Annotated in this window: 7 protein-coding genes and 1 pseudogene; all 8 read right to left on the bottom strand. The window is 42.2% G+C overall.

Going from position 1 to position 6,694, the window contains the following annotated elements; all coding sequences use genetic code 11:
• Positions 1-65: 65 nt before the first annotated feature.
• On the bottom strand, positions 66-332 hold the full coding sequence (locus LI162_RS14030) for a hypothetical protein (RefSeq protein WP_055157286.1): 267 nt from the start codon (positions 330-332) through the stop codon (positions 66-68).
• A gap of 12 nt (positions 333-344) precedes the next feature.
• Positions 345-653, bottom strand: a complete 309-nt coding sequence (locus LI162_RS14025) for an SGNH/GDSL hydrolase family protein (protein WP_055157288.1) — start codon at positions 651-653, stop codon at positions 345-347.
• Positions 654-696: 43 nt separating this feature from the next.
• On the bottom strand, positions 697-1,848 hold the full coding sequence (nagA, locus tag LI162_RS14020; protein WP_055157290.1) for an N-acetylglucosamine-6-phosphate deacetylase: 1,152 nt from the start codon (positions 1,846-1,848) through the stop codon (positions 697-699).
• A 47-nt stretch (positions 1,849-1,895) separates the two neighbouring features.
• A complete protein-coding gene (locus LI162_RS14015) occupies positions 1,896-2,732 on the bottom strand; it encodes a MurR/RpiR family transcriptional regulator (protein ID WP_055157292.1) in 837 nt (278 codons plus the stop codon).
• A gap of 38 nt (positions 2,733-2,770) precedes the next feature.
• Positions 2,771-3,652: an ROK family protein gene (locus LI162_RS14010; protein ID WP_055157330.1), complete on the bottom strand. Its 882-nt coding sequence runs from the start codon at positions 3,650-3,652 to the stop codon at positions 2,771-2,773.
• Positions 3,653-3,745: 93 nt separating this feature from the next.
• Positions 3,746-4,195, bottom strand: coding sequence for a YhcH/YjgK/YiaL family protein (locus LI162_RS14005; protein WP_055157294.1), 450 nt, complete (start codon positions 4,193-4,195; stop codon positions 3,746-3,748).
• 18 nt (positions 4,196-4,213) lie between these two features.
• A pseudogene (locus LI162_RS14000) lies at positions 4,214-5,719 on the bottom strand (sodium:solute symporter).
• A gap of 49 nt (positions 5,720-5,768) precedes the next feature.
• Positions 5,769-6,686: a dihydrodipicolinate synthase family protein gene (locus tag LI162_RS13995; RefSeq protein WP_006427785.1), complete on the bottom strand. Its 918-nt coding sequence runs from the start codon at positions 6,684-6,686 to the stop codon at positions 5,769-5,771.
• Between the last annotated feature and the right edge of the window lie 8 nt (positions 6,687-6,694).

Here is a 6,694-nt window from a genome sequence, read left to right as displayed (position 1 = left end):
AATACGAGAACTGTATCAAGAAATTCATAATTTCCCGGCTCTTCTAGTATATCATAATTCTTATCTTAATGATAGCTACCTACCATTGGTGCCTGACACTTTGTATAGCTTTTATCCGTTGTAACACTCTCATATCCTGCTTTTTCTGCTTTCAATATTATCGTGTCCTGAAGCGTAAGAAAGTCCGCATGATATTTTTCTGCAATCTTTTTTTCGATTCTTTCTGTCTGTTTTATTCCCGGAATCCAGTTTTCATACATTCCGGGATATGGCACTATAAATGGCGACATACAGATAAGCTTTGCATCCGATTGCTCTGTAATTTCTTTCACAATGGCTTCATATCAGGCTTCAAACTGCTGTTCTTCCAGACTCTTTCCTGTATTCATCATAACTCCGACGTCATTGCATCCTATCAGAATGCTTACGACATCCGGTCGTTTTAAAATGCATTCCTTCTCCAATATACGTTTCACTCCATGAATCGTGAATCCATCATGTCCTCGATTCATAATGTCGTACTTCTTCCTTCCGCCGTCACTGTCATTCAACTTCTCAGCCACCATATTCACATAACCGTTTCCCAGTGGATTTTCTAAAAAGCAATAACTGGCATCTGTAATACTGTCACCTAAAAATATAATCTTTTTCATCTGTCCTTAACACCAAATGGCCTTATACTATAAATTGCATGAATTATAATTCCTGTCCGTCCTTAATTACCATCTTAAGCTCCAAATTCTCGTCTAATAATACGATATTCGCTTTCTTTCCCGGTGCGATCGAACCATATGTATCTTCAATTCCAAGACTCTTAGCCGGATTGATCGTCGCACATGCTACAGCCGTCTCAAGCGGGATCTCCATCTTCTTAACTACCGTACGCATACAGTCTGCAAGGTTTGTAACAGATCCTGCAAGTGCTCCATCAGATACCAGTGTTGCATGATTACCGACTACTTTTACATCCAATCCACCAAGTGTATACTGTCCGTCCGGCATTCCGGTCGCACGCATACTGTCGCTGATCAGGATCATACGGTCTGCTCCCAGCATCTTGAACGCTGCTCTCACCATCGATGGATGGATATGTACACCGTCACAGATAATCTCTACCATTACATGTGCACTGTCGGACACTGCTCCTACAACACCCGGTTCACGGTGAGTGAATGCAGGCATCGCATTAAAGAGATGTACGGCATGATTTGCTCCGGCATCGAATGCTGCTTTCGCATGTGCATAATCCGCATTGGTATGTGCAAGCGAAATGTTCACTTTATCTTTCATTGCTTCTACAAATGCAACTGCGTCCTCGCTTTCTTCCGGCGCAAGTCCTACAAACTTCACAAGGCCTTCCGAAGCATCAAGGAATCTCTGACAAATGTCCGTATCACAAGGCATGATATTTCTTTCATCCTGCGCTCCTTTTTTCACCGGGCTGATGAACGGGCCTTCCATGTTCACGCCTACAAGATCCGCTCCCTTCGGATTCTGCTCTTTTTTGTATTCTGCTGCTGTTCTTAAGATATCTTCCAGTTCTTCTACCGGAAGTGTCATCGTTGCTGGTGCGATTGTTGTAACACCCACAGAAGCCTCATATTTTGCAATATTTTCAATAGCCTCTTTACTGTTATCACAGAAGTCATCTCCCATACACCCGTGGAAATGCAGATCGATCAGTCCCGGAATTGCGTATGCCCCCTGTCCGTCAACGACTTCTTCCCCCAGCATATCCGGTACGTTTTCTGTCGTGTAAATGCTTTCGATCTTGTCATCGTGAACAACAATGCCGCCTGCTGTAAATTTTTTGTCTTCTGTATAGACAATCACATTTTTGATTATCATTTTATATATCCTCCATCTTATTTTTTCCCAACATACCTCTTAACATTCTAAAAACTCCTGTGCATCCCTTCTCCTTCTTCCAGTGCACGCAGTGTATTATCATGCAGAACTTCTTTTTCATATTTATCCTGTTCCAAATAGTAAGAATAGATAATATCAAGCATGACCAAAATCGGGAACTGCGGTGAGATTACATTCCCATGATTCAGGTGTCTGAGTGATGGAATCAGAATAACTTCTGTGCAGAACTGCTCGAAGCCACCCCGGTTGTTCGCCGTAAAAAGAATCGTTTTCGCACCTTTCCGATATGCTTCTTTCAGAAGAAACAAGACCTCTTCCTTGGATCCGCTGATACTGATTCCGAATACGAGGCTTCTTCTGTCCTGGAATACCGCCTGCATACGCATCATATCTCTTTCTACCAGCGAATCAATATCCACACCAATTCGCATAAAACGCAGTTCCATCTCTCTTGCTGCCAGACCGGAACTTCCGGTTCCGCACACGAACACACGCTCCGCCTGATTCAGATATCTGCTGATCCTTGCAATCTGCGCCTCATCCACCAGACTGTAAGTCTTATTCAGAAGTTCCTGATACGCATTCAGGATCATTCGCGTATTACCGGTAATGGATTCCTGCTTTTCTACAAATGTCTCTTCATACTGATAGATGAATTCTCTGTATCCGCGATATCCGCATTTCTTCGCAAATCTGGATAACGACGCTTCTGATACGAAGAGTCTCTCGGAAATGGATTTTGATGAAAAATCCACTTTCTTTCTGTTCTGTATAAAAAAATCTGCGATATTCCGTTCCACTGTCGTAAATTTATCATAATTCGATTCTATGATCGGAACGACTGATTTTACATAATATTCCATATCTTACTATTCCTGCTTCTTTATTTTATAAGTCCAGACTATGCATGTCTTCCCTGAAAATGATAGAATGCGCCTAACATACCGGCATTGTTCTGGTTTTTGGCAAATGCGATACTTGTATGCTCCCACATGCTGGACACCAGGTATTTTTCCACTGCTTTTTCAATCTTGTCCTTCAGGAATGCTTCCTGCGCCATGATTCCGCCGCCAAGTACGACAACTTCCGGATTCACTACATAGCAGATATTGGCAATACCTTTCCCAAGTACATCCGTCATCTCATCAATTGCACGGTTACAGATCTTATCACCTTTTTTTGCCTCTTCAAAAATGCGATATCCGCTCCAATTTTCTGCCGGTTCTCCCTTCCATGCAGCAACCTTCTTCGTCAGAATACTGGCTGCTCCGAGTGTCTGGAAATCGCTGTCATCCATATGCATATATCCGACTTCACATGCGCTGTTACTGAATCCGTGGAACACCTCGCCATTCAGCAAAATACAGCCGCCGATTCCGGTTCCGATCGTCAGCATCACAGCCGCCTTACTTCCTGCCGCCGCTCCTGCTTTGTACTCAGCAAGTCCCGCACAATTCACATCATTTTCCACTTCACATGGGATTCCGAATCGTTCTTCTACCGTCTTTTTGAATGCCGTTCCGATATAATTCGGGATCAGCGGTGCCGAATAGAAGATTTCACCTTTCTCAATGTCAACCATACCGGCTGTAGAAATACACACACCTGCGTCTGCCTCTTCTTTTAATGCTTCTACGATACCGATGACTTTATCAAGGATCGCCGGTCCGCCTTTCTGCGCTTCTGTCTTCATTTCTTTCTTTAACAATACTTCTGCATCTTCGCTCACAATACCATATTTGATTGCTGTGCCGCCGATGTCAATACTAATATATTTTTTCATCTCTGCTTTGCCTCTTTCATTTTCCTTCATTATACTCGTTCAGCCAGAAAAGGGCAAACCGTTCTTTTATGGTTTGCCCTCGACTTTTTCTGATTAAATCTTTACTTTAAATATTGCCTTTTTAATGGTTTCCGGTTCCTGAACCTGAACCGCTGTTCTGTGTCCGTCACTCGGATAACAGATCAGGAAATCTCCATCTGTCAGGACTACGGAAGAATTCTTTTCCCCATCCATCGGAAGAAAATCATCTTCTTCCACAAAATCTTTTAATTCCATATTCTGAATGAAGTTCAGATCGATCTGTTCATTTCCATGGATCATTACATGGACGTCCAGATAATTTTTATGTGCTTCCCAGAAACGTTCTTCCGGTGTTGTTGTTGTATATTCTACGATATTGACAAACAGTCTGTCACCATCGATTTCATAACTTCCCTTTTCATAAGATGCAAGGTCGTGTGTCTTTGCATATTCAAAGCACTCTTTTACCTGTTCTTCTAAGAATGGGAATTCTGATAAATTATTGATATTTCCAAAAATCACGAAAATCGTCACTCCTTCTTAGTTTTTGTAAATGGTTGTGTTAGGAGCAGGTACGGAATTGTCTCCTTTTGCCTTTCTCCAGATGATACTTGCCGGGATACCAATTACCAGTGATACTACAATTGAGATGATTGAGTATGACCAGATTGATACGTGATCAGCAGGTACGAAGTATTTGATGTATACCATTACGCCTGATGCAACGATGAATGCACATACTGCACCAAATGTATTGGCAACCTTTGTAAATGCTCCAAGGATAAATGTTCCGATCAGGATACCAAGTACCAGTCCCATGAATCCATTGAACCATTCGTATGCAGATTTTACTCCGCCGTTAGCCAGTACCATAGCAACTACGATTGCGAAGATACCAACAATCAGAGATACATACTGTCCGATCTTTGTCTGTTTCTCAAAGCTTAATTCTTTCTTAGAAAGTCTTGTCTGGATATCCAGTGTCCAGCTTGATGCTACAGAGTTCAGACCTGTAGAAAGTGTAGACTGTGCTGCTGCATAAATAGCTGCTAACAGAAGTCCTGTTATACCAACCGGAAGCTCAAATGCGATGTAAGATGCGAAGATCTGGTCCTGAGCTGCTGCCGGTGGAAGTGTATTCTGCTGATAGAATACGTATAATCCTGTACCGATCAGGTAGAATACTGTTGCGATGAAGATTGATAATCCTCCGTTTGCAAGCATCATTTTGTTCAGTTTCTTTGTATCAGTTGTTGTTGTAAAACGCTGTACAATATCCTGGCTTGATACGTAAGATGCCATTGTATTGAATCCGGCACCAACGATCATGATGAATACGCTGTCTTTAAAAATATTAGCATTGAAGATTGGCTGATCTACAGCAAGGAACTTATGCTCTGTTATCAGTGCATGTGCGATTGCTCCAAATCCACCATCTAAGTGTGCTAACAGGAAGATCAGTGCAAATGTAACACCGATCAGAAGTACAGATCCCTAGATGAAGTCTGTCCAAAGTACGGATTTAAGACCTCCTGTGTATGAGTAAATAATAGCAATGATACCCATGATAATGATCAGTAAGTTTACACTGATTCCAGTCAGACTTCCAAGTACCATACATGGAAGGTACATGATGATTGACATACGTCCGATCTGGTAAATGATGAACATTACAGCTCCAAGTACACGAAGTCCTTTGCTTCCGAATCTCAGTTCCAGATAATGATATGCTGTATCAATATCCAGTTTGCTGTAGATTGGCAGGAAGAATTTAATCGTGATTGGGATAGCTAACAGCATACCAAGCTGTGCGAACCACATGATCCATGTTCCTGCGTATGAGTTTCCTGCTAATGACAGGAATGAAATCGGACTTAACAGTGTTGCGAAAATTGATACGGAAGTTACCCACCACGGTACAGTTCCGTCTCCTTTAAAATACTCTTTTCCTTTCATTTCTTTCTTTGCGAAATGAAGGCCGGCGAACAGTACAGCCGCGAGATAAACTACTAAAATGACTAAATCTACTACGGTAAACCCTTGCATCGTCTCTCTCCTTACAGATATTTTTCTCTCATGTATTTTTTATATAATCTTACAGATATTTAGCTTTTGCGTCGCGAACCATCTTAGCGGCTTCTTCAACGATAGCCATGTCTTCTTCTACTAATGCTGGCAGTGGCTCTCTTACTCCGCCAAGTTCCAGACCTTCGTTGATTTTTAACATAGCTTTGATCACTGCGTACATATTTCCGTGTGCAGAGCACATCTTATAGATAATCTCATCACAAGCATACTGGATTTCTCTTGCTTCTTCCATCTTTCCGGCTCTTACATACTCGTCTAATTTCAGATATAATTCCGGCATAACTCCGTATGTACCACCGATTGCTCCTTCAGCTCCGATGACACGTCCACTCATGAACTGCTCATCTGGTCCGTTGAAGATGATGTAGTCAGGGCCTGCTGCCTGTTTGAACATCTGGATATCCTGTACCGGCATAGAAGAGTTCTTAACACCAATTACGTTAGGATTCTTTCTCATCTCTGCGAAAAGTCCCTGTGTAAGAGCCACTCCTGCAAGCTGTGGAATGTTGTAGATTACGAAGTCTGTGTTTGGTGCTGCTGCACTGATGTCATTCCAGTACTGAGCGATTGCATACTCTGGCAGGTGGAAGTAGATCGGTGGGATTGCTGCAATTGCATCAACTCCAAGGCTTTCTGCATGTCTTGCAAGTTCCTGGCTATCTTTTGTGTTATTGCATGCAACGTGTGCGATAACTGTAAGCTTTCCTTCTGCTGCTTTCATAACGTTCTCAAGGATGATCTTACGGTCTTCTACGCTCTGATAAATACATTCTCCTGACGAACCGTTCACATATACACCTTTCACACCTTTTTCTACAAAGTATTTTGTCAGTGCCTGAACGCCTTCCGGGCTTACATTTCCTTCGTTGTCATAGCATGCATAGAATGCAGGGATTACGCCTTTGTACTTTTCAAGATTTCTCATGGTTTCTT

This window comes from Mediterraneibacter sp. 210702-DFI.3.120 (genome assembly GCF_020561005.1).
Lineage (GTDB): Bacteria > Bacillota > Clostridia > Lachnospirales > Lachnospiraceae > Mediterraneibacter > Mediterraneibacter faecis.
Note: the sequence above shows the minus strand (reverse complement) of the source record. Positions and strands in the feature narration are given on the sequence as shown.